This is a genomic window from Haemophilus sp. THUN1690, from assembly GCF_059704375.1.
In genome coordinates, this window is sequence record NZ_AP046583.1 from 335,442 (window position 1) to 352,882 (window position 17,441).

Below are 17,441 nucleotides of genomic sequence, written 5' to 3' on the forward strand. Positions count from 1 at the left end.
AATTGTGGGCTAAAGCCCAGCGGAAAATCAATGAACTATATCAGCTTCCCAACGGCTCAACACGCAGTCGATAAAATTGCACAAGAATTTGTGATTTATAGCCAATTAAATCATCCTGTGCATATTTCCCTTTCTGGTGGTTCAACACCTAAGTTGTTATTTAAAACTTTAGCCAAATCACCTTATGCGGAACAAATTAACTGGAAAAATCTGCATTTTTGGTGGGGAGATGATCGTATGGTTCCGCCATCTAATCCTGAAAGCAACTATGGTGAAGCGCAAAAACTTTTATTCGATCATATTCAAATTCCAGCAGAAAATATTCACCGAATTCGTGGCGAAAATGAACCGCACTTTGAGTTAAAACGCTTCGAAGAAGAATTAAGTGCGGTCATTCCAAACGGTGTTTTTGATTGGATTATTTTAGGTATGGGAACAGACGGTCATACCGCGTCTCTCTTCCCACATCAAACCAATTTTGATGATGAAAACCTAGCTGTCATTGCTAAACACCCTGAAAGTGGTCAAATCCGCATTTCTAAAACAGCCAAACTCATCGAACAAGCCAAACGCATCACCTACTTGGTCACCGGCGAAAGCAAAGCGGATATTTTAAAAGAAATCCAAAGCACGACATCAGAAAAACTGCCTTATCCTGCTGCCAAAATTCAGGCGAAAAACGGCGTGACGGAATGGTATTTAGATAAAGCGGCGGCTAAATTGCTATAACAGGTTGGCATCAAATATTACAGGCTTGCAAAATGATAGACTACAAAGTGAATGAACCGATTTCAGTTAAACAATTTATTGAATTGCTAAATAAAACAACGCTCGGAGCACGCCGTCCGTTAGAGGATGAAAAACGCATCGCAGCGATGTTGCATCATGCGGATTTATTAGTCACCGCTTGGGATGGTGAACGATTAGTGGGTGTGGCGCGTTCGGTGACGGATTTTGCCTATTGCTGTTATTTATCTGATTTAGCAGTTGATGAACAATATCAAAAACAAGGTATCGGTTTACAGTTAATTGAACATACTAAACAAGCCTTACATCCACAAGCCAAAATCGTGCTGTTATCGGCGCCACAAGCCGTGGATTATTATCCGCATATTGGATTTACGCAGCATATGAGTGCATGGACGAAGAGTTAATTTAATTGTATAAAGGAAATCTTGATGTCCACAACACAGCTTCAAAATGCGAAAAAAATTATTGATGATAATTATGAAGAAACTCCTAATAGCTTTTTACACGACTTTTGTCACAATTCTTTTTTTTGCAAAGAAAAATTTGAAGAATATTTAGATGCTATTGGCTATCTTATCGCTATTGATTATCAAAAATATAAATTTGATAGAGTAAAGCTAGTTCAGATAAATGACATACAAGCTCAAATTTTAATTTATCTGGGATACCACAAAGATCCTTCAGATGTGATTTTTATTGAAAACTTACCTGAATATATAAATGAAGGAATTATTACTCCTTTGCGGGAAAGAACAAATAGCTATAATTCTGGATTTTTTAATAGAGATGTTTTTGATTATATTATAAAAAATAAACATAAATAGTTTATATCTTAAGGTGGGATTTATCCCACTATTAACTATTTAAAAATAACGGTGGGATAATCCCTGCCCTACAACAGGAGAAAACAATGTCAGTAAAAGGCGACATCGGTGTTATCGGCTTAGCCGTAATGGGGCAAAACCTCATTTTAAATATGAATGATCATGGCTTTAAAGTGGTGGCATATAACCGTACCACTTCAAAAGTGGATGAATTTTTACAAGGTGCGGCAAAAGGCACGAATATTATCGGTGCATACTCTTTAGAAGATTTAGCTTCTAAATTAGAAAAACCACGTAAAGTGATGTTAATGGTGCGTGCGGGTGATGTAGTGGATCAATTCATTGAGGCATTATTACCGCACTTAGAAGAAGGCGACATTATTATTGATGGTGGTAACTCAAACTATCCAGATACAAATCGTCGTGTAAAAGCATTGGCTGAAAAAGGCATTCGCTTTATTGGTTCTGGTGTTTCTGGCGGTGAAGAAGGTGCGCGTCATGGGCCATCTATTATGCCAGGTGGTAACCACGAAGCATGGCAATATGTTAAACCAATCTTCCAAGCAATCTCAGCTAAAACAGAACAAGGCGAACCTTGCTGTGACTGGGTTGGTGGTGAAGGCGCTGGCCACTTTGTGAAAATGGTTCACAATGGTATCGAATACGGCGATATGCAATTAATCTGTGAAGCTTACCAATTCTTAAAAGAAGGTTTAGGCTTGAGCTATGACGAAATGCAAGCCATCTTCGCAGAATGGAAAAAAACTGAACTTGATAGTTATCTAATCGATATTACCACCGACATTCTTGGTTATAAAGATTCCGATGGTGAGCCATTAGTTGAAAAAATCTTAGATACCGCTGGTCAAAAAGGGACCGGTAAATGGACTGGTATCAACGCATTAGATTTCGGTATTCCATTAACCTTAATCACTGAATCCGTCTTTGCACGCTGTGTTTCTTCATTTAAAGATCAACGTGTTGCAGCAAATCAATTATTCAATAAAACAGTTGTTCCAGTTGAAGGTGATAAGAAAGTTTGGATTGAAGCAGTGCGTAAAGCATTATTGGCGTCAAAAATCATTTCTTACGCACAAGGTTTTATGCTGATTCGTGAAGCCTCTGAACAATTTGGTTGGGATATTAACTACGGTGCAACGGCGTTATTATGGCGTGAAGGTTGTATCATTCGTAGCCGTTTCTTAGGTAACATTCGCGATGCGTACGAAGCGAACCCAGATTTAATCTTCTTGGGTTCAGATAGTTACTTCAAAGGCATTTTAGAAAATGCATTAAGCGACTGGCGTAAAGTGGTGGCAAAATCTATCGAAGTGGGTATTCCAATGCCTTGTATGGCGTCTGCAATCACCTTCTTAGATGGTTATACTTCAGCACGTTTACCGGCAAACTTATTGCAAGCACAACGTGACTACTTCGGTGCACACACTTATGAGCGTACTGATAAACCACGCGGTGAATTCTTCCACACTAACTGGACTGGTCGTGGTGGGAATACAGCCTCTACCACCTATGATGTGTAGTTAAAAATATCGCTAAAAATTACCGCACTTTGAGATAGTAAAGTGCGGTATTTTTTTATCTCTTTTCTGTTTATATTTGGGAAATAAAAAACGGTGCTATTTCAGCACCGTTCTTTGTTATCGAATCACATTTTAAAGAATAACGTGAGAAAGACCTAAACCGATTAATAAGCAGAAAAGCATACTTAATAAACCAGGAACCATAAAGCTGTGGTTTAAAATGTATTTACCGATTTTGGTTGTACCAGTGGTATCGAAGTCAAGAGATGCGATGATTGGGCCATAGTTAGGGATAAAGAAGTAACCATTTACTGCCACAAATACACCGATTAATACTGGTGCTGGGATACCTAATGCGATACCAAGTGGGAACAATGTCGCTACTGTTGCACCTTGGCTGTTTACTAATACTGAAAGCACAAATAGCGCGAAAGCAAATGCCCATGGTGCAGTTTCAACTAAGCCTTTCACCATTTCTTTTACTTCGGTCATGTGCGCTTGCATCAATGTGTCGCCTAACCATGCAATACCAAAGATTGCAATTACTGCACGCATACCTGCGTGGAATACAGAACCTTTAGTGATTTCAGTGCCATCTGGTTTACAAGTTAAGATAATTAACGCACCAATCGCTAACATAATGATTTCGATAGTGTGTGCCATCCCCATTGGTTTACCATCAAATACTGGACGTAAAGATGGAACCGCACCCATGATTACAACAAGTAATGAACCAAATAAGAATAAAGAAACAGAAATTTTAGCTGTTTTGCTCACTTCTACTTCTTTGACTGAAGTGGTAGAAGCAAAAATATCTGCATATTTTGGATCATTTAAACGACGTTGATATTCTGGATCATCTTTTAATTCTTTACCCATTTTGTTTACAAATAAACAAGCAATAAAAATACCTAAGATGGTTGAAGGAATAGTTACCATTAATACGTCGCCAAGATGTATGCCTTGAGGTTCAAGGTAAGCTACGACCGCTACAACAGCTGCCGCAATAGGGCTTGCTACGATAGCAAATTGTGATGCGATTACCGCCATTGACATTGGACGTTCTGGACGGATACCATTTTGACGGCTCACTTCAGCGATAACTGGTAATACAGAATATGCTACATGGCCAGTACCCGCTAAGAAAGTGAATAACCAAGTTACTGCTGGAGCGATAAACGTAATGTGTTTAGGATTACGACGTAAGATTTTGGTTGCGATTTTGATCATGTAGTCTAAACCGCCAGCTGCTTGCATTGCCGCTGCCGCTGCCACTACAGCCATAATCATAAACATAACATCAATAGGTAAACCTGCTGGTTTTAGACCAAAGCCAAAAGAAAGAATAGCAAGGCCTAAACCACCAAATACACCTAACCCGATACCACCTACACGTGCACCCACAAAGATACACAATAATACGATGGCAAATTGTAGTAAGAACATTGCAGACATACTGCCCCCTAAGTTAATTAAAAAACATCTTTGTTTTATTTGTTAAAACAGTGACTAATATAGCAACAAATAGGTATCGATTCCATAACATGGATCAATAAATTGTGGTCAAAAGTGCGGTTATTTATAACGGCACTTTTGTTTATTACAATTGATCTTAGAAGTCTTCGAAATATTGTTGAATTACTTTTGGATCTTTAGTTTGAGTTAAAGATAATTGCAACAGCACGCGGGCTTTCTGTGGATTTAAAGTACCTGATGCTACAAAGCCATATTTACTATCATCAACTTCAGCATCACGAGTTGTATAGCCAGTTGGTACACGAGAAGAACGAACTACAACGACGCCATCTTTCGCGGCTTTTTCTAAGCGATCTAAGTGTGCAGCATTAATATTTCCATTGCCAACTCCTGCAGATACAATCCCTTGATAGCCAGCATTGAGTAATGCGTTTAGTGGTTCAACTGGTGCATTTGAATAAGCATAAATAATTCCCACTTTTGGTAGGCTATCTAATTTTTCTACGTTAAACGGAGTGTTGATGGTATGTTTGCTTTCTGGGGAACGTTCATAGTCCACTTTGCTGTTATGAATATAGCCTAGAGAGCCATAATTTGGTGAATGGAAAGTTTGCACTGCGGTCGTACTGGTTTTTGTGACATCGCGAGCACCTAGTACTTCATTATTCATTGCGACTAAAACGCCACGGCCACTCGATTTTTTGTCTGCTGCGACAACGACAGCATTGTAAAGATTTAATGGACCATCAGCACTTTTTTCTGTTGCAGGACGCATTGCCCCTACGAGAACAACCGGTTTTTCACATTTTACGGTTAAATCTAAGAAATAAGCCGTCTCTTCCATGGTATCTGTACCATGGGTAATGACAAATCCATCAGTACTTTTACATTGAGCATTGATGGCTTTTGCAAGTTTTAGCCAGACTTCATCATTCATGTCTTGTGAGCCTATTTTTACAATTTGCTCACCTTTAATGTTGGCAATATTTTTCATTTCTGGTACAGCTTCAATTAAAGTATCAATACTTAATTGTCCAGATTTATACGCAGAATTTACCGAACTTTGCCCGCTTCCTGCAATGGTACCACCCGTTGCCAAGATTGTAATATTTGGTAAGTCAGCTGCATTTGCTATTGAAACACCTAGACCAAATAAAGTACATAAGGCTAATTTAGTTAATTTCATAGATTTCTCCTAATGAATAAAAATTCCTTTCTAATGATCTAACTAAATTGAGCTATTCTGAATAATGAAAAAGTAAATTTATGATCCCGATCACATAATTTTTTGTTGATTGTATAACCTTTATGCAAGTACGGAATTTAAGCATAATTTTTTTGAAAGATAATCCAAGTGCGGTTATACTTGAGCCCTATTTTGACGTACTTAATCAGTAGAGAAAACAATGCAAGAATTTATCCCAATGGCAACAGAGTTTGCTCAAAAACATACTCTTTTAGCGGTTTCTTGGTTTGCGATTTTCGTGATGGTAATTTATACCTTCTATAAAGGCGCAACGAGTAAATTTAAAGTAATTACTCACAATGAGATGATTCGTTTAATCAACGCGGATGAAGCTATTGTGGTGGATTTACGTAGTATTGAAGAATTTCAACGTGGTCATATCATTGATAGCATTAATTTACTTCCAAGCGAAATTAAAAATCAAAACATCGGTAAAATTGAACAACACAAAGAAAAAGCAATTGTGTTGGTAGATATTAACGGTGTTTCCGCACCAGCTTCAGCTACACTTTTAGCGAAACAAGGTTTTAATCGTGTGTTTGTGTTAAAAGAAGGCATTTCTGCATGGGCTGCGGCAAATTTACCTTTAGTTAAAAAACATAAATAAGGAATCGAAAATGTCAGAACAAAAACAAGACGTTGCAGCAACAGAAGAACAACAACCCGTTCTCCAAATTCAACGTATTTATGTGAAAGATGTGTCTTTTGAAGCACCAAATCTGCCACATATTTTCCAACAAGAATGGAAACCAAAACTTGGTTTTGATTTAAGCACCGAAACAACCCAAGTTGGTGATGACTTATATGAAGTGGTATTAAACATTTCTGTTGAAACTACACTTGAAGATAGTGGTGATGTCGCATTTATTTGTGAAGTAAAACAAGCGGGCGTGTTCACGATTAGCGGTTTAGAAGATGTTCAAATGGCGCATTGTTTAACCTCTCAATGCCCAAATATGCTTTTCCCTTATGCGCGTGAATTAGTGTCTAACCTAGTCAATCGCGGCACATTCCCTGCGTTGAATTTATCTCCAGTAAACTTTGATGCATTGTTTGTTGAATATATGAATCGTCAACAAGCAGAAAATGCAGAAGAAAAATCTGAAGAAGGTCAAACTAAACACTAATTAAGTGGTAAAACAAAAGGCAAGCTAGGAATCCTAACTTGCCTTTTTTGTTGTTAAAGTGCGGTCAATTAATAGCTTGAATTGATTAACACTTCTTCACCATAGCCACCTAAAGTTGGCATTGGTTGATAAGTTGAGTTTGCTGCACGCATTAAACGAATACCACGAATACCCGCTTCTTTAGCCGCTAATACATCATCATCGCTGTCGCCATAGTGAATGGTAACTTTGTGTGCAATAATGCCTGGGGTTTTGTTGTATTTAGTTGTGCGTTCACGTCCGCCCATAAATTCAACAGGGTGCATATTTTTAATATCAAACGCTTTTTGTAATACAGGAGTTACGCCATCCACGTTCCCTGCAGTACGGCCTGTAATAAAATAAATTTGGTCTCCACGTTCTTGGTGCATTTTGATCAAATCAACGCCGATCTGTTTTGGAATTGAGTATTTGTCGCAACCTGCGTTAACTTCATTCCAGAAATCTTGATTTTTCAAATAGTCTTGTTTACCTGGAGAATATTTTTGTTGACCATAATGGAAACAAGGGCTGCTGAAAAGTACGGTATCATCAATATCAAAGCTGACATTAATTGGGCCTTTGCCTTCTAATTCTTTTTTGATTTGATCTACTGAGATCCAGTGAATTGGTTGTTCTTGCAACATTTCACGTGCATTTGTACCTGATTGAGTATAAGGCTCAGTTTTTCCTGCCATAGCTGGAATTGCTGCAGCGGTTAATAAAGCTACAACAGATAGCTTGATCATCTTTTTCATAAAAAACTCCTAGTTGGATGGTCATTGAATGCATGTATCATACACATTTTATGCTTTATATCAATTTAAAGCAAACGTTTGCTATCTTGAAGTATGATCAAGCTCACATTTTTTGATTATTTTTGGCGAATAAATCGGCAAAAGAGTATTTTCCCTTGAATTTTGTTAATTTACCGCCATATAACGAACAACTTTTCACTTTATAAAGGACAGAACAATGACAACGATTGTAAGCGTACGTCGCAATGGGCAAGTCGTCGTAGGTGGTGATGGACAAGTTTCTTTGGGTAATACCGTGATGAAAGGCAATGCACGAAAAGTGCGTCGTTTATATAATGGCAAAGTGATTGCTGGTTTTGCGGGTGGTACTGCAGATGCATTTACACTTTTCGAATTATTTGAACGTAAACTTGAAATGCACCAAGGGCACTTACTAAAAAGTGCGGTGGAATTAGCAAAAGATTGGCGTACAGATCGTGCACTTCGTAAGTTAGAAGCGATGCTAATTGTGGCGGATGAAAAAGAAAGTTTAATCATCACGGGTATTGGCGACGTAGTTCAACCAGAAGAAGATCAAATTTTAGCAATCGGATCGGGTGGTAACTATGCGTTGTCTGCAGCACGTGCATTGGTGGAAAATACCGAACTTTCTGCTCGTGAAATTGTTGAAAAATCTTTGAAAATTGCTGGTGATATTTGTGTGTTCACAAATACCAATTTCACTATTGAAGAATTACCAAATTAAGGAAAAAGCCATGTCTGAAATGACTCCTCGCGAAATAGTTTCTGAATTAGATCAACATATTATTGGTCAAGCCGATGCAAAACGTGCTGTGGCGATTGCATTGCGTAACCGTTGGCGTCGTATGCAGCTTCAAGAACCTTTGCGTCATGAAGTGACCCCAAAAAATATTTTAATGATTGGTCCAACTGGTGTGGGTAAAACTGAAATTGCGCGCCGTTTGGCAAAATTAGCTAACGCGCCATTTATCAAAGTGGAAGCAACGAAATTTACCGAAGTGGGTTATGTGGGGAAAGAGGTGGATTCCATTATTCGTGATTTAACGGATAGCGCGATGAAGCTTGTTCGCCAGCAGGAAATTGCGAAGAACAGAGCAAGAGCTGAAGACGCGGCTGAAGAGCGTATCTTGGATGCTTTACTTCCTCCAGCAAAAAATCAATGGGGCGAAGTTGAAAGCCATGATAGCCACAGCAGTACTCGCCAAGCGTTCCGTAAAAAATTACGTGAAGGTCAATTAGATGATAAAGAAATCGAAATTGATGTGTCTGCAGGCGTGTCTATGGGCGTTGAAATTATGGCTCCTCCAGGCATGGAAGAAATGACAAATCAACTGCAATCATTGTTCCAAAATTTAGGTTCAGATAAAACGAAAAAACGCAAAATGAAAATTAAAGATGCGTTGAAAGCGTTGATTGATGATGAAGCAGCGAAATTAATTAACCCTGAAGAACTTAAACAAAAAGCGATTGATGCGGTAGAACAAAATGGTATCGTCTTTATCGATGAAATCGACAAAATTTGTAAGAAAGGTGAATATAGCGGTGCAGATGTATCGCGTGAAGGTGTGCAACGTGATTTACTTCCGTTAGTAGAAGGTTCGACCGTTAGCACCAAACACGGAATGGTTAAAACTGATCATATCTTATTTATTGCATCGGGTGCATTCCAAGTTGCTCGTCCTTCAGATTTAATTCCAGAGTTACAGGGGCGTTTGCCGATTCGTGTTGAACTTACCGCATTAAGTGCGGCTGATTTTGAGCGTATTTTAACGGAGCCACATGCCTCTTTAACCGAACAATACAAAGCATTGATGGCAACAGAAGGGGTGAATATTGAATTCACAACCGACGCAGTGAAGAAAATTGCTGAGGCTGCATTCCGTGTGAATGAAAAAACGGAAAACATCGGTGCACGCCGTTTGCATACGGTAATGGAACGTTTAATGGATAAAATTTCTTTCAGTGCAAGCGACATGAATGGTCAAACAGTCAATATTGATGCGGCTTATGTTGCGGATGCACTTGGTGAAGTGGTTGAAAATGAGGATTTGAGTCGTTTTATTCTTTAAATATTTTCTTCTCTGATATAAGAAGTGCGGTGAATTTTCACCGCACTTTTTTGTTTTCTAAATTGAGAAATTAATTGGTTTTTAATTTGCCCCAATATTTTTCATAAATATCAACCGCTTCACCAACATCTCCTTGCATAATCCCTTTTTCTACTTCTGATGCTGGTGGAAATAGTTTAGGATCATTGGCAACTTCAGGGCTGAGTAATGCTTTTACTCCTTCATTTGGCATAGAAAAGCCCATGCGTTCTACCACAACTTTGGCATTTTCTGGACGAAGTAAGAAGTCAATGAACTTATGTGCGCCTTCAACATTTTTTGCTGTAGTTGGAATCGCATAGTTATCCATCCAGAAAATTGCGCCTTCTTTTGGATACACAAATTGAAGAGATGGATTTTCTTTATGTGCTAAATAAGCAGAACCATTCCAAATCATACCAATTGCAGCTTCACCTTGTACGTAAGGGACTTCTGGTGAGTCAGAGTTAAAGGTTGCCACATTTGGTAAAAGTTTTTCTAAACGCTCATAAGCTGTTTTGATGTCTTCTTCATTGGTGGTATTAGGCGATTTACCATCAAGTAATAATGCTACGTGGAACACTTCACGTGCATCACTGGTCATAAGAACTTTACCTTTAAATTCAGGTTTCCATAAATCCGCCCAGCTGGTGATGGTTTTAGGATCAATCTCATCCGCATTAACTTCAATACCAGTAAGTCCGTAAACATAAGGTAATGAATATTTATTTTCTGGGTCGAATTCTTTGTTTAATAAATGTTTAGGAATTTGATGAATATTGGTCAATTTACTTTGATCAATCGGTTGAAGCATCTTTTCCTTAATCATTTTATTTACGTAGTAACTTGATGGAAATACCAAATCATAGCCAGAACCCGTATTTTGGGTAAGTTTAAGTTTTGCGTACATTTCTTCGTTGCTTTCAAAGGTAGAATAAATTACCTCGATGCCGGTTTCTTTAGAGAACTGTGCGACTAAATCAGAAGGCACATAGTCTGTCCAGTTATAGACGTAAAGTTTGTTATTGGCAAAAGCGGAAGCCGCGAAAAGTGCGGTGGTGGAAAGGAAAAGATTTTTGAGTGAGTGAGCAAAGAATTTTTTCAATTTATTGACCTCCGAGGGTTATCGTTCATCATAAAACGCACAAATTTTGCGCGCGCGCAGTATAGCATTTTTTTTGTAAAAGGTTTGACATATTTCCCTTTCGGGGTAAGATTTTGCCAATTTTTTCCTAAGAGATTTTTTATGCTTAATTTTGCCTATCAAGAACACGTTCGCTCTTATTATTTCGACTCTCGTAACCAAGATTTTCAATTCCCACCGCTCACTCAAATTGAACATGCTGATGTATGTGTGATCGGGGCTGGATTTTTTGGTTTATCTGCGGCATTAGAACTGGCGGAGAAAGGAAAAAAAGTCATTGTATTAGAGGGAGCTCGAGTAGGCTTTGGTGCTTCTGGTCGTAGTGGTGGGCAGGCAATTAATGGCTTTGAAGAAGGCATTGATGAATACGTTAAACAAGTTGGCGAAGATAAAGCGCATAAACTTTGGAATATGTCATTAGAGGCCATTGATATTATTGATGAACGTATTGAAAAATATGGTATTCAATGTGATTGGAAAAAAGGCTATGCCACATTGGCATTAAATGAACGCCGAATGGATGACTTAATTGAAATTGAAAAAGAAAGTCATGAGAATTTTGGCTATCAGAATATGCAACTTTGGGATAAAGCTAAATTAAAACAGCACTTAGGCAGTGATATTTATGTGGGGGGCTTATTTGATAGTAACTCAGGGCATTTACATCCACTTAATTATTGCTTAGGTTTAGCGAAAGCTTGTGTCGATCTTGGCGTTCAGATTTTTGAACAGTCTCCTGTAGTGGATATGGTTGAGAAAAATGGTTGCGTTGAGGTTAAAACAGCTAAAAGTGCGGTTATTTCTCAAGACGTTATTTTAGCCACCAATGCTTATATTGATGCTCTCCCGAAAGCTATTCATCACGGAATTAATCGTAAAATATTACCTGTAGAAAGTTTTATTATCGCCACAGAGCCGCTAAGCCAAGCGGTTGCTGATTCTGTCATTAATAATGGCATGTCGGTGTGCGATAACAACTTATTATTGGACTATTATCGTTTAAGTGCCGACAATCGCTTGCTCTTCGGTAGTGATTCTAGCTCAGAAAAAGATATGGTCGCGATTATGCGGAAAAATATGTTGCGCGTATTCCCGCAACTTGAAAATGTAAAAATCGATTATGGATGGGCAGGTCCGATTGATATGACCTTAAACTCAACGCCACATTTTGGTCGTATTTCTCCGCACATTTATTTTGCTCATGGTTATTCTGGTCACGGTGTTGCTTTGACGGGGCTTGCGGGCCGAATTGTAGCGGAGGCGATTTTGGGTGACGATGAACGTTTATCTATTTTTGAAGGTCTGAAAGTCCCTTCTGTTTATGGTGGTCGAATTATCAAAGATCTTGCGACAAAGATTGGTGTGCAGTATTACAAGTTTTTAGATAAATATCGTTAAGATATAAAAAATGACCTAGTTTAAAAACTAGGTCATTTTTTATGAGTGGGCTTATTTATTACCACATGCTTTAATTGTTTCTGCTCAAGAACCAAAGAATGAATGTTCGCTAAAAAATAAGTTTGTTCTGCTTCAGGAATGGAAAACGGCATCAACTTGAGTAAATCTTGATGAATGGCTAAAACTTGTGGAAAAATAACCGCACTTTGAATTTCTTTAAGCATTTCTGGATAAAGTGGTGAAACGCAACCCCCTCGTTCTATTCGACCTAAGCTACAAGCAATGTGCAGCAACATAAAATCCACTTGAGGCGTATTCACATCAGCTTGCCAGTAATAAGCTAATCGATCTCGTAAACGAAATACCACATCAATAATAGATTGATTTATTTGCCTGCGAATTTTCCAACGTTCTAGTTGCTTAAATAACCGCATTTGTTTTATTAGTTCAAAATTTGTTCACTAATTTACCGCACTTTACTGAAATAAAACAGTGCACAGATCACAGTTTTGTAGCAAAATGGTAAAAAATTTGTAAGGATGTAAAAATGTTAGATTATGAGATGTTCAATCCATATGAAGGATTGATTTTTGATATGGATGGAACTTTAATCGATACCATGCCCGTGCATGCGCAGGCTTGGACGATGGTGGGAGAGCGATTTGGCTATGAATTTGATTGTCAAATTATGTATAACTTTGGTGGAGCGACGGTTCGAACCATCGCGGAGGAAATGATGAAAGCGGCGAATATGCCACTAGATCGAATTGAGGATGTGCTGGCTGCAAAACGTGAGTTGTCTTATCAACTTATTCCGACTCAATCAAAGTTATTGCCAACCTTTGAGATTGTTAAATCCTTCCATCAGAAAAAGCCGATTGCTCTAGGTTCTGGCTCACATCGTAAAATTATTGATATGTTGATGGATAAACTGGCTATCGCACCTTACTTTAATGCCATTGTCAGCGCAGATGATGTAAAAGAACATAAACCACATCCAGAAACTTTTTTACGTTGTGCGGAATTAATTCAAGCGAATCCAAGTCGTTGTATCGTATTTGAAGATGCGGATTTAGGTGTGCAAGCGGGATTAAATGCGGGAATGGACGTGTTTGATGTGCGTACACGAGAAATCATTTCGCCAAGATAATGGATATTTTTTCATTTTTTAGCGCTGATTTTTGGCAAACTCATGCGTTATGCCTTATGTTTTTTAGTGCATTCTTGAGTGCAACGGTATTACCAGGTAATTCAGAAGTTATATTTGTTGCGCTTGCTGTACCTAAATTAATGTTAGGTTCTTTATTTAACGCAGATATATTAGCTCTAATATTGATTGCAACCGCTGGAAATAGCTTAGGAAGTTTAACCACTTACGGGATTGGGCGATGGATGCCAAAATTTGATCCAAAAAATCACCGCACTTTATGGGTCACGAATCAGATAAAGCGTTATGGGGCGATTACTTTACTTTTAAGCTGGCTACCTGTCGTTGGTGATTTATTTTGTGCCATAGCAGGTTGGTTAAGATTAAATTTTGTGGTAAGTAGCGTCTTTATCTTTCTTGGAAAACTGGTTCGTTATGTTGCGTTATTGTTTTTTAGTGCACCATTCTTATTATAAAATGCGCAAGAAAAAGCCCCACAATGAATGCAGGGCAAATAACCTAAGGAACCAATTTTATTAAAACAACTGCAAGTTGCTTGTTCTATGAGACTAGCACTTTATAAGAAAGTTCAAATTTTTCTGAAAATTTTTTAAATAAAAATTCGGGATAAAAAAAGCCCCACAATGAATATGGGGCAAATAACCTAAGGAACCAATTTTATTAAAACAACTGCAAATTGCTTGTTAAATAAGACAATGAACCTTGCCATAAAGTTCATTAGAATTTGCAAAAAAATGAACATTTATTCAAATTTATTTTTAATTTACTGATTTATAAGGAAAACTTTATGCCATTACTTGATAGTTTTAAAGTGGATCATACCAAAATGAATGCACCAGCAGTACGTGTTGCAAAAACGATGCGCACGCCAAAAGGTGATGACATTACTATTTTTGATTTACGTTTCTGTATTCCAAATAAAGAAATTCTTCCTCCAAAAGGTATTCATACGCTTGAACATTTGTTTGCGGGTTTTATGCGTGATCATTTAAATAGCGATAGCGTTGAAATTATTGATATTTCTCCGATGGGATGTCGCACGGGATTCTATATGTCCTTGATTGGTACGCCAAATGAACAGCAAGTAGCACAAGCTTGGCTAGCTTCAATGAAGGATATTTTAGGTGTGCAAGATCAAAAAACTATCCCTGAATTAAATATCTATCAATGCGGTACTTATACGGAACATTCTTTGGAAGAAGCACACGAAATTGCAAAAAATGTTATCGCACGCGGTGTAGGCGTGAATAAAAATGAAGATTTGGCACTCGATGATTCGTTATTAAAATAGGAGAAATCATGACAACACTTGGCACAGCATTAACCCCTAATGCAACCAAAGTAATGATGTTGGGTTCTGGTGAACTAGGTAAAGAAGTAGTGATTGAATTGCAACGTTTAGGCGTTGAAGTTATTGCAGTTGATCGCTATGAAAATGCCCCAGCACAACAAGTGGCACATCGTGCATATACCATTTCTATGTTAGATGGTGAAGCATTGAAAGTGCTTGTGGAGAAAGAAAAGCCTGACTACATTGTTCCCGAAGTTGAAGCTATTTCGACTGCCACTTTGGTTGAATTAGAACAAGCCGGCTTTAATGTTGTGCCGACTGCAAAAGCAACTCAACTTACGATGAATCGTGAAGGGATTCGTCGTCTAGCTTCAGAAGAGTTGGGGCTACCAACTTCGCCTTACCAATTTGTAGATAATTTTTCAGACTTTCAAAGTGCGGTCGAAAAAATTGGTATTCCTTGTGTGGTGAAACCGATTATGTCTTCTTCTGGACATGGGCAAAGCATTTTAAAGTCTAAAGATGATATTCAAAAAGCTTGGGATTACGCGCAAGAAGGCGGGCGTGCAGGTGCAGGTCGAGTAATTATTGAAGGTTTTGTCAAATTTGATTATGAAATCACGTTACTGACAGTACGCCATATCAATGGTACAAGTTTCCTCGCGCCAATAGGTCATCGTCAAGAAGATGGTGATTATCGGGAATCTTGGCAGCCTCAAGCTATGTCGGATATTGCACTATCAAAAGCGCAATCGATTGCTGAGAAGATTACTGGTGCATTGGGTGGATTCGGTATTTTCGGTGTAGAGATGTTTGTGTGTGGCGATGAGGTAATTTTCAATGAAGTATCACCGCGTCCTCATGATACAGGAATGGTAACGCTGATATCTCAAGAGCTTTCTGAATTCGCTTTACATGCTCGTGCGATCTTAGGTTTACCAATCCCTGAAATTACGTTGATTAGCACATCGGCGTCTAAAGCTATTGTTGTGGAAGGCAAATCACAAAATGTGCAATTTGGTGGAATCGAAAAAGCACTGGCACAACCTCATACTAATATTCGATTATTTGGTAAGGGTGAGGTGAATGGTCATCGACGCTTAGGCGTTTTACTTGCGCGTGATGTATCCGTTGAAAAAGCGTTGGAAAAAGTAAAACAAGCTTATGAACAGCTAGAAATTAGTTTATAAAAATCGAAAGTGCGGTAAAAATTTATCGCATTTTATTAAATGACTAACAATCGATTTTTTAGAGATATTAGTCTCATAAAAAACGCACTTTCTACAAAGTGCGTTTTATTTCTAAGAATCCATCGACATACAGAGTAAGGTTAATGGGTGAATACAGGTCACGTTAGATGACATATCAATTTGCCATTTACAGGTTTGACATTCAGATATGACGTAATCAAATCCACCTTCGTTAATGTTATCGAATAGGTTTTTACCAATAGATTGTGAAACCTCATAGTTTTCTGATTTAAAGCCATAAGTCCCAGCAATGCCACAGCATTGGCTAGGTAACATGATGATTTCTAAACCAGGAATTTTTTTCAACACTTCCAAAGTATAAGGTGCCCAACCTGCTTTATCTACGTGACAAGCGGTGTGATAAGCCACTCGAAGTTTAAGTGGTTTCAACGGTAATGTTTTACCTTCTTTGAAAAGTTGGTATAAGAATGGCGTCACCATATGAATATGCGGACGCACTTTAGCATTGTCGATGCCTAAAATATGATGATATTCGTCACGTAGATTAAGTGAACAACTTGACGCTTCACTGATCACGTCTAGTCCATTTTCATCTACCATTTTTCCAATGTAATCGGTATTGAACTGTGCGATATTACGTGCACGTTCAGGGAAACCGTTCACCATTAATGGTAAACCACAGCATTTTTCTTTTTCTAGTAACATCACCCCAATGTTCATCGCATTGAACACTTTAAGGAATTCTTTACCAAGCTGCGGATTATTATAGTTCACATAACAACCATGATAATACGCGACTTTACGCTCAAATTTTTGTTGGTCTTGTAACGCATTTTTCATATACCAGCTACGGAACGTACCAAACGCATATTTAGGTAAAGTACGTTCTTTACTGATTTTAAGCGTTTTTTCCAACATAAATTTGGTCGCTTTTAGGCTTGTGATGGTGTTTACTATCGGTGCCAATGGTGTATTGATTTTCCCCATTACATCAGTGTTACTTAAAATCGCATCACGCAATTTATTCATTAACGGTTTTTTAGACTGCGCTAAATGGTTATTACGCGCACGCACAATTAAATCACCAATTTTCACATCAGATGGGCAAGCCACTTCACAACGTTTACAGTTGGTACAATATTTAAGTGCTTCATCGTAAAGTTCAGCTGATTTTAAGCGTAAACGCTCACCATCTGGACCAGATTGTTTTGGGCCAGGGTAAAGCGGATTATTGCGTGAAACCGGACAAACAGCGGTACAAGCCGTACATTTAATACAGCTTTCAAAACTTTCGTCGATATATTTATGGCTTTCAGGTGAATTAAGGGATTGTTTTGCACTATCAATGAGTCGTTGAATATTATTATCCATATTATTCCCC

19 protein-coding genes are annotated in these 17,441 nt (G+C 38.2%); 13 read left to right on the plus strand and 6 right to left on the minus strand.

Annotation, left to right across the window (positions count from 1 at the left end):
• Positions 1–30: 30 nt before the first annotated feature.
• From pgl to gnd, 4 genes are all read left to right on the plus strand, one after another.
• On the plus strand, positions 31–729 hold the full coding sequence (gene pgl / locus AC6H22_RS08050; RefSeq protein WP_497515603.1) for a 6-phosphogluconolactonase: 699 nt from the start codon (positions 31–33) through the stop codon (positions 727–729).
• A 32-nt stretch (positions 730–761) separates the two neighbouring features.
• Complete coding sequence (locus tag AC6H22_RS08055) at positions 762–1,154, plus strand: GNAT family N-acetyltransferase (RefSeq protein WP_497515604.1); 393 nt, start codon at positions 762–764, stop codon at positions 1,152–1,154.
• A 24-nt stretch (positions 1,155–1,178) separates the two neighbouring features.
• Complete coding sequence (locus AC6H22_RS08060; protein WP_497515606.1) at positions 1,179–1,574, plus strand: hypothetical protein; 396 nt, start codon at positions 1,179–1,181, stop codon at positions 1,572–1,574.
• Positions 1,575–1,660: 86 nt separating this feature from the next.
• Positions 1,661–3,115 (plus strand): decarboxylating NADP(+)-dependent phosphogluconate dehydrogenase, encoded by a 1,455-nt coding sequence (gene gnd / locus AC6H22_RS08065; RefSeq protein ID WP_497515607.1) that lies wholly within the window; start codon positions 1,661–1,663, stop codon positions 3,113–3,115.
• A gap of 132 nt (positions 3,116–3,247) precedes the next feature.
• Here the strand turns inward: gnd and AC6H22_RS08070 are convergent, their stop codons facing one another.
• Together AC6H22_RS08070 and ansB are read right to left on the minus strand one after the other, a co-directional pair.
• On the minus strand, positions 3,248–4,570 hold the full coding sequence (locus AC6H22_RS08070) for an anaerobic C4-dicarboxylate transporter (protein WP_497515609.1): 1,323 nt from the start codon (positions 4,568–4,570) through the stop codon (positions 3,248–3,250).
• Positions 4,571–4,727: 157 nt separating this feature from the next.
• Positions 4,728–5,777: an L-asparaginase 2 gene (gene ansB / locus AC6H22_RS08075; RefSeq protein ID WP_118817381.1), complete on the minus strand. Its 1,050-nt coding sequence runs from the start codon at positions 5,775–5,777 to the stop codon at positions 4,728–4,730.
• A gap of 220 nt (positions 5,778–5,997) precedes the next feature.
• Here ansB and AC6H22_RS08080 point away from each other — a divergent pair, with 220 nt between their 5' ends.
• Positions 5,998–6,444 carry a rhodanese-like domain-containing protein gene (locus tag AC6H22_RS08080; protein ID WP_497515610.1) on the plus strand — a complete coding sequence of 149 codons (447 nt, stop codon included), beginning with the start codon at positions 5,998–6,000 and terminating at the stop codon, positions 6,442–6,444.
• A 10-nt stretch (positions 6,445–6,454) separates the two neighbouring features.
• A complete protein-coding gene (gene secB / locus AC6H22_RS08085; protein ID WP_005629412.1) occupies positions 6,455–6,964 on the plus strand; it encodes a protein-export chaperone SecB in 510 nt (169 codons plus the stop codon).
• Between the two features lie 68 nt (positions 6,965–7,032).
• On the opposite strand, the gene aphA is transcribed toward secB, so the two are convergent.
• Positions 7,033–7,740 carry an acid phosphatase AphA gene (gene aphA, locus AC6H22_RS08090; RefSeq protein WP_046953408.1) on the minus strand — a complete coding sequence of 236 codons (708 nt, stop codon included), beginning with the start codon at positions 7,738–7,740 and terminating at the stop codon, positions 7,033–7,035.
• 217 nt (positions 7,741–7,957) lie between these two features.
• Between aphA and hslV the strand changes: the two genes are divergently transcribed.
• Complete coding sequence (gene hslV / locus AC6H22_RS08095; RefSeq protein ID WP_005629407.1) at positions 7,958–8,485, plus strand: ATP-dependent protease subunit HslV; 528 nt, start codon at positions 7,958–7,960, stop codon at positions 8,483–8,485.
• Positions 8,486–8,495: 10 nt separating this feature from the next.
• Positions 8,496–9,830, plus strand: a complete 1,335-nt coding sequence (gene hslU / locus AC6H22_RS08100; RefSeq protein ID WP_005644461.1) for an ATP-dependent protease ATPase subunit HslU — start codon at positions 8,496–8,498, stop codon at positions 9,828–9,830.
• A gap of 70 nt (positions 9,831–9,900) precedes the next feature.
• On the opposite strand, the gene AC6H22_RS08105 is transcribed toward hslU, so the two are convergent.
• On the minus strand, positions 9,901–10,953 hold the full coding sequence (locus tag AC6H22_RS08105) for an extracellular solute-binding protein (RefSeq protein WP_497515611.1): 1,053 nt from the start codon (positions 10,951–10,953) through the stop codon (positions 9,901–9,903).
• 141 nt (positions 10,954–11,094) lie between these two features.
• Between AC6H22_RS08105 and AC6H22_RS08110 the strand changes: the two genes are divergently transcribed.
• Positions 11,095–12,390, plus strand: a complete 1,296-nt coding sequence (locus tag AC6H22_RS08110; RefSeq protein ID WP_497515612.1) for an NAD(P)/FAD-dependent oxidoreductase — start codon at positions 11,095–11,097, stop codon at positions 12,388–12,390.
• A 32-nt stretch (positions 12,391–12,422) separates the two neighbouring features.
• On the opposite strand, the gene AC6H22_RS08115 is transcribed toward AC6H22_RS08110, so the two are convergent.
• Entirely contained in the window at positions 12,423–12,824 is a 402-nt protein-coding gene (locus AC6H22_RS08115; protein WP_005629402.1) for a PRD domain-containing protein, read from the minus strand.
• Positions 12,825–12,937: 113 nt separating this feature from the next.
• Between AC6H22_RS08115 and AC6H22_RS08120 the strand changes: the two genes are divergently transcribed.
• The 4 genes from AC6H22_RS08120 (at position 12,938) to purT (ending at position 16,039) form a co-directional block, all read left to right on the plus strand.
• The gene (locus AC6H22_RS08120; protein WP_005629401.1) at positions 12,938–13,540 is read left to right on the plus strand and encodes a beta-phosphoglucomutase family hydrolase; all 603 of its coding nucleotides are present in this window, start codon (positions 12,938–12,940) and stop codon (positions 13,538–13,540) included.
• Positions 13,540–14,013 (plus strand): YqaA family protein, encoded by a 474-nt coding sequence (locus AC6H22_RS08125; RefSeq protein ID WP_005629400.1) that lies wholly within the window; start codon positions 13,540–13,542, stop codon positions 14,011–14,013. Before AC6H22_RS08120 ends, AC6H22_RS08125 begins: the two co-directional genes overlap by 1 nt.
• A 332-nt stretch (positions 14,014–14,345) precedes the next feature.
• A complete protein-coding gene (luxS, locus tag AC6H22_RS08130) occupies positions 14,346–14,849 on the plus strand; it encodes an S-ribosylhomocysteine lyase (RefSeq protein WP_005629399.1) in 504 nt (167 codons plus the stop codon).
• Between the two features lie 8 nt (positions 14,850–14,857).
• Entirely contained in the window at positions 14,858–16,039 is a 1,182-nt protein-coding gene (purT, locus tag AC6H22_RS08135) for a formate-dependent phosphoribosylglycinamide formyltransferase (RefSeq protein ID WP_005629398.1), read from the plus strand.
• Positions 16,040–16,150: 111 nt separating this feature from the next.
• Here the strand turns inward: purT and glpC are convergent, their stop codons facing one another.
• Positions 16,151–17,431 carry an anaerobic glycerol-3-phosphate dehydrogenase subunit GlpC gene (gene glpC, locus AC6H22_RS08140; RefSeq protein WP_005629397.1) on the minus strand — a complete coding sequence of 427 codons (1,281 nt, stop codon included), beginning with the start codon at positions 17,429–17,431 and terminating at the stop codon, positions 16,151–16,153.
• Positions 17,432–17,441 lie beyond the last annotated feature (10 nt).

What these genes read in the sequence shown, in the direction of transcription:
- secB (WP_005629412.1), top strand. Translation starts at nt 6,455, where the DNA reads ATGTCAGAACAAAAACAAGACGTTGCAGCAACAGAAGAACAACAACCC.
- AC6H22_RS08115 (WP_005629402.1), bottom strand. Translation starts at nt 12,824, where the DNA reads ATGCGGTTATTTAAGCAACTAGAACGTTGGAAAATTCGCAGGCAAATA.
- ansB (WP_118817381.1), bottom strand. Translation starts at nt 5,777, where the DNA reads ATGAAATTAACTAAATTAGCCTTATGTACTTTATTTGGTCTAGGTGTT.
- AC6H22_RS08125 (WP_005629400.1), top strand. Translation starts at nt 13,540, where the DNA reads ATGGATATTTTTTCATTTTTTAGCGCTGATTTTTGGCAAACTCATGCG.
- AC6H22_RS08070 (WP_497515609.1), bottom strand. Translation starts at nt 4,570, where the DNA reads ATGTCTGCAATGTTCTTACTACAATTTGCCATCGTATTATTGTGTATC.
- hslV (WP_005629407.1), top strand. Translation starts at nt 7,958, where the DNA reads ATGACAACGATTGTAAGCGTACGTCGCAATGGGCAAGTCGTCGTAGGT.
- hslU (WP_005644461.1), top strand. Translation starts at nt 8,496, where the DNA reads ATGTCTGAAATGACTCCTCGCGAAATAGTTTCTGAATTAGATCAACAT.
- AC6H22_RS08080 (WP_497515610.1), top strand. Translation starts at nt 5,998, where the DNA reads ATGCAAGAATTTATCCCAATGGCAACAGAGTTTGCTCAAAAACATACT.
- purT (WP_005629398.1), top strand. Translation starts at nt 14,858, where the DNA reads ATGACAACACTTGGCACAGCATTAACCCCTAATGCAACCAAAGTAATG.
- gnd (WP_497515607.1), top strand. Translation starts at nt 1,661, where the DNA reads ATGTCAGTAAAAGGCGACATCGGTGTTATCGGCTTAGCCGTAATGGGG.
- AC6H22_RS08120 (WP_005629401.1), top strand. Translation starts at nt 12,938, where the DNA reads ATGTTAGATTATGAGATGTTCAATCCATATGAAGGATTGATTTTTGAT.
- AC6H22_RS08055 (WP_497515604.1), top strand. Translation starts at nt 762, where the DNA reads ATGATAGACTACAAAGTGAATGAACCGATTTCAGTTAAACAATTTATT.
- pgl (WP_497515603.1), top strand. Translation starts at nt 31, where the DNA reads ATGAACTATATCAGCTTCCCAACGGCTCAACACGCAGTCGATAAAATT.
- aphA (WP_046953408.1), bottom strand. Translation starts at nt 7,740, where the DNA reads ATGAAAAAGATGATCAAGCTATCTGTTGTAGCTTTATTAACCGCTGCA.
- luxS (WP_005629399.1), top strand. Translation starts at nt 14,346, where the DNA reads ATGCCATTACTTGATAGTTTTAAAGTGGATCATACCAAAATGAATGCA.
- AC6H22_RS08060 (WP_497515606.1), top strand. Translation starts at nt 1,179, where the DNA reads ATGTCCACAACACAGCTTCAAAATGCGAAAAAAATTATTGATGATAAT.
- glpC (WP_005629397.1), bottom strand. Translation starts at nt 17,431, where the DNA reads ATGGATAATAATATTCAACGACTCATTGATAGTGCAAAACAATCCCTT.
- AC6H22_RS08110 (WP_497515612.1), top strand. Translation starts at nt 11,095, where the DNA reads ATGCTTAATTTTGCCTATCAAGAACACGTTCGCTCTTATTATTTCGAC.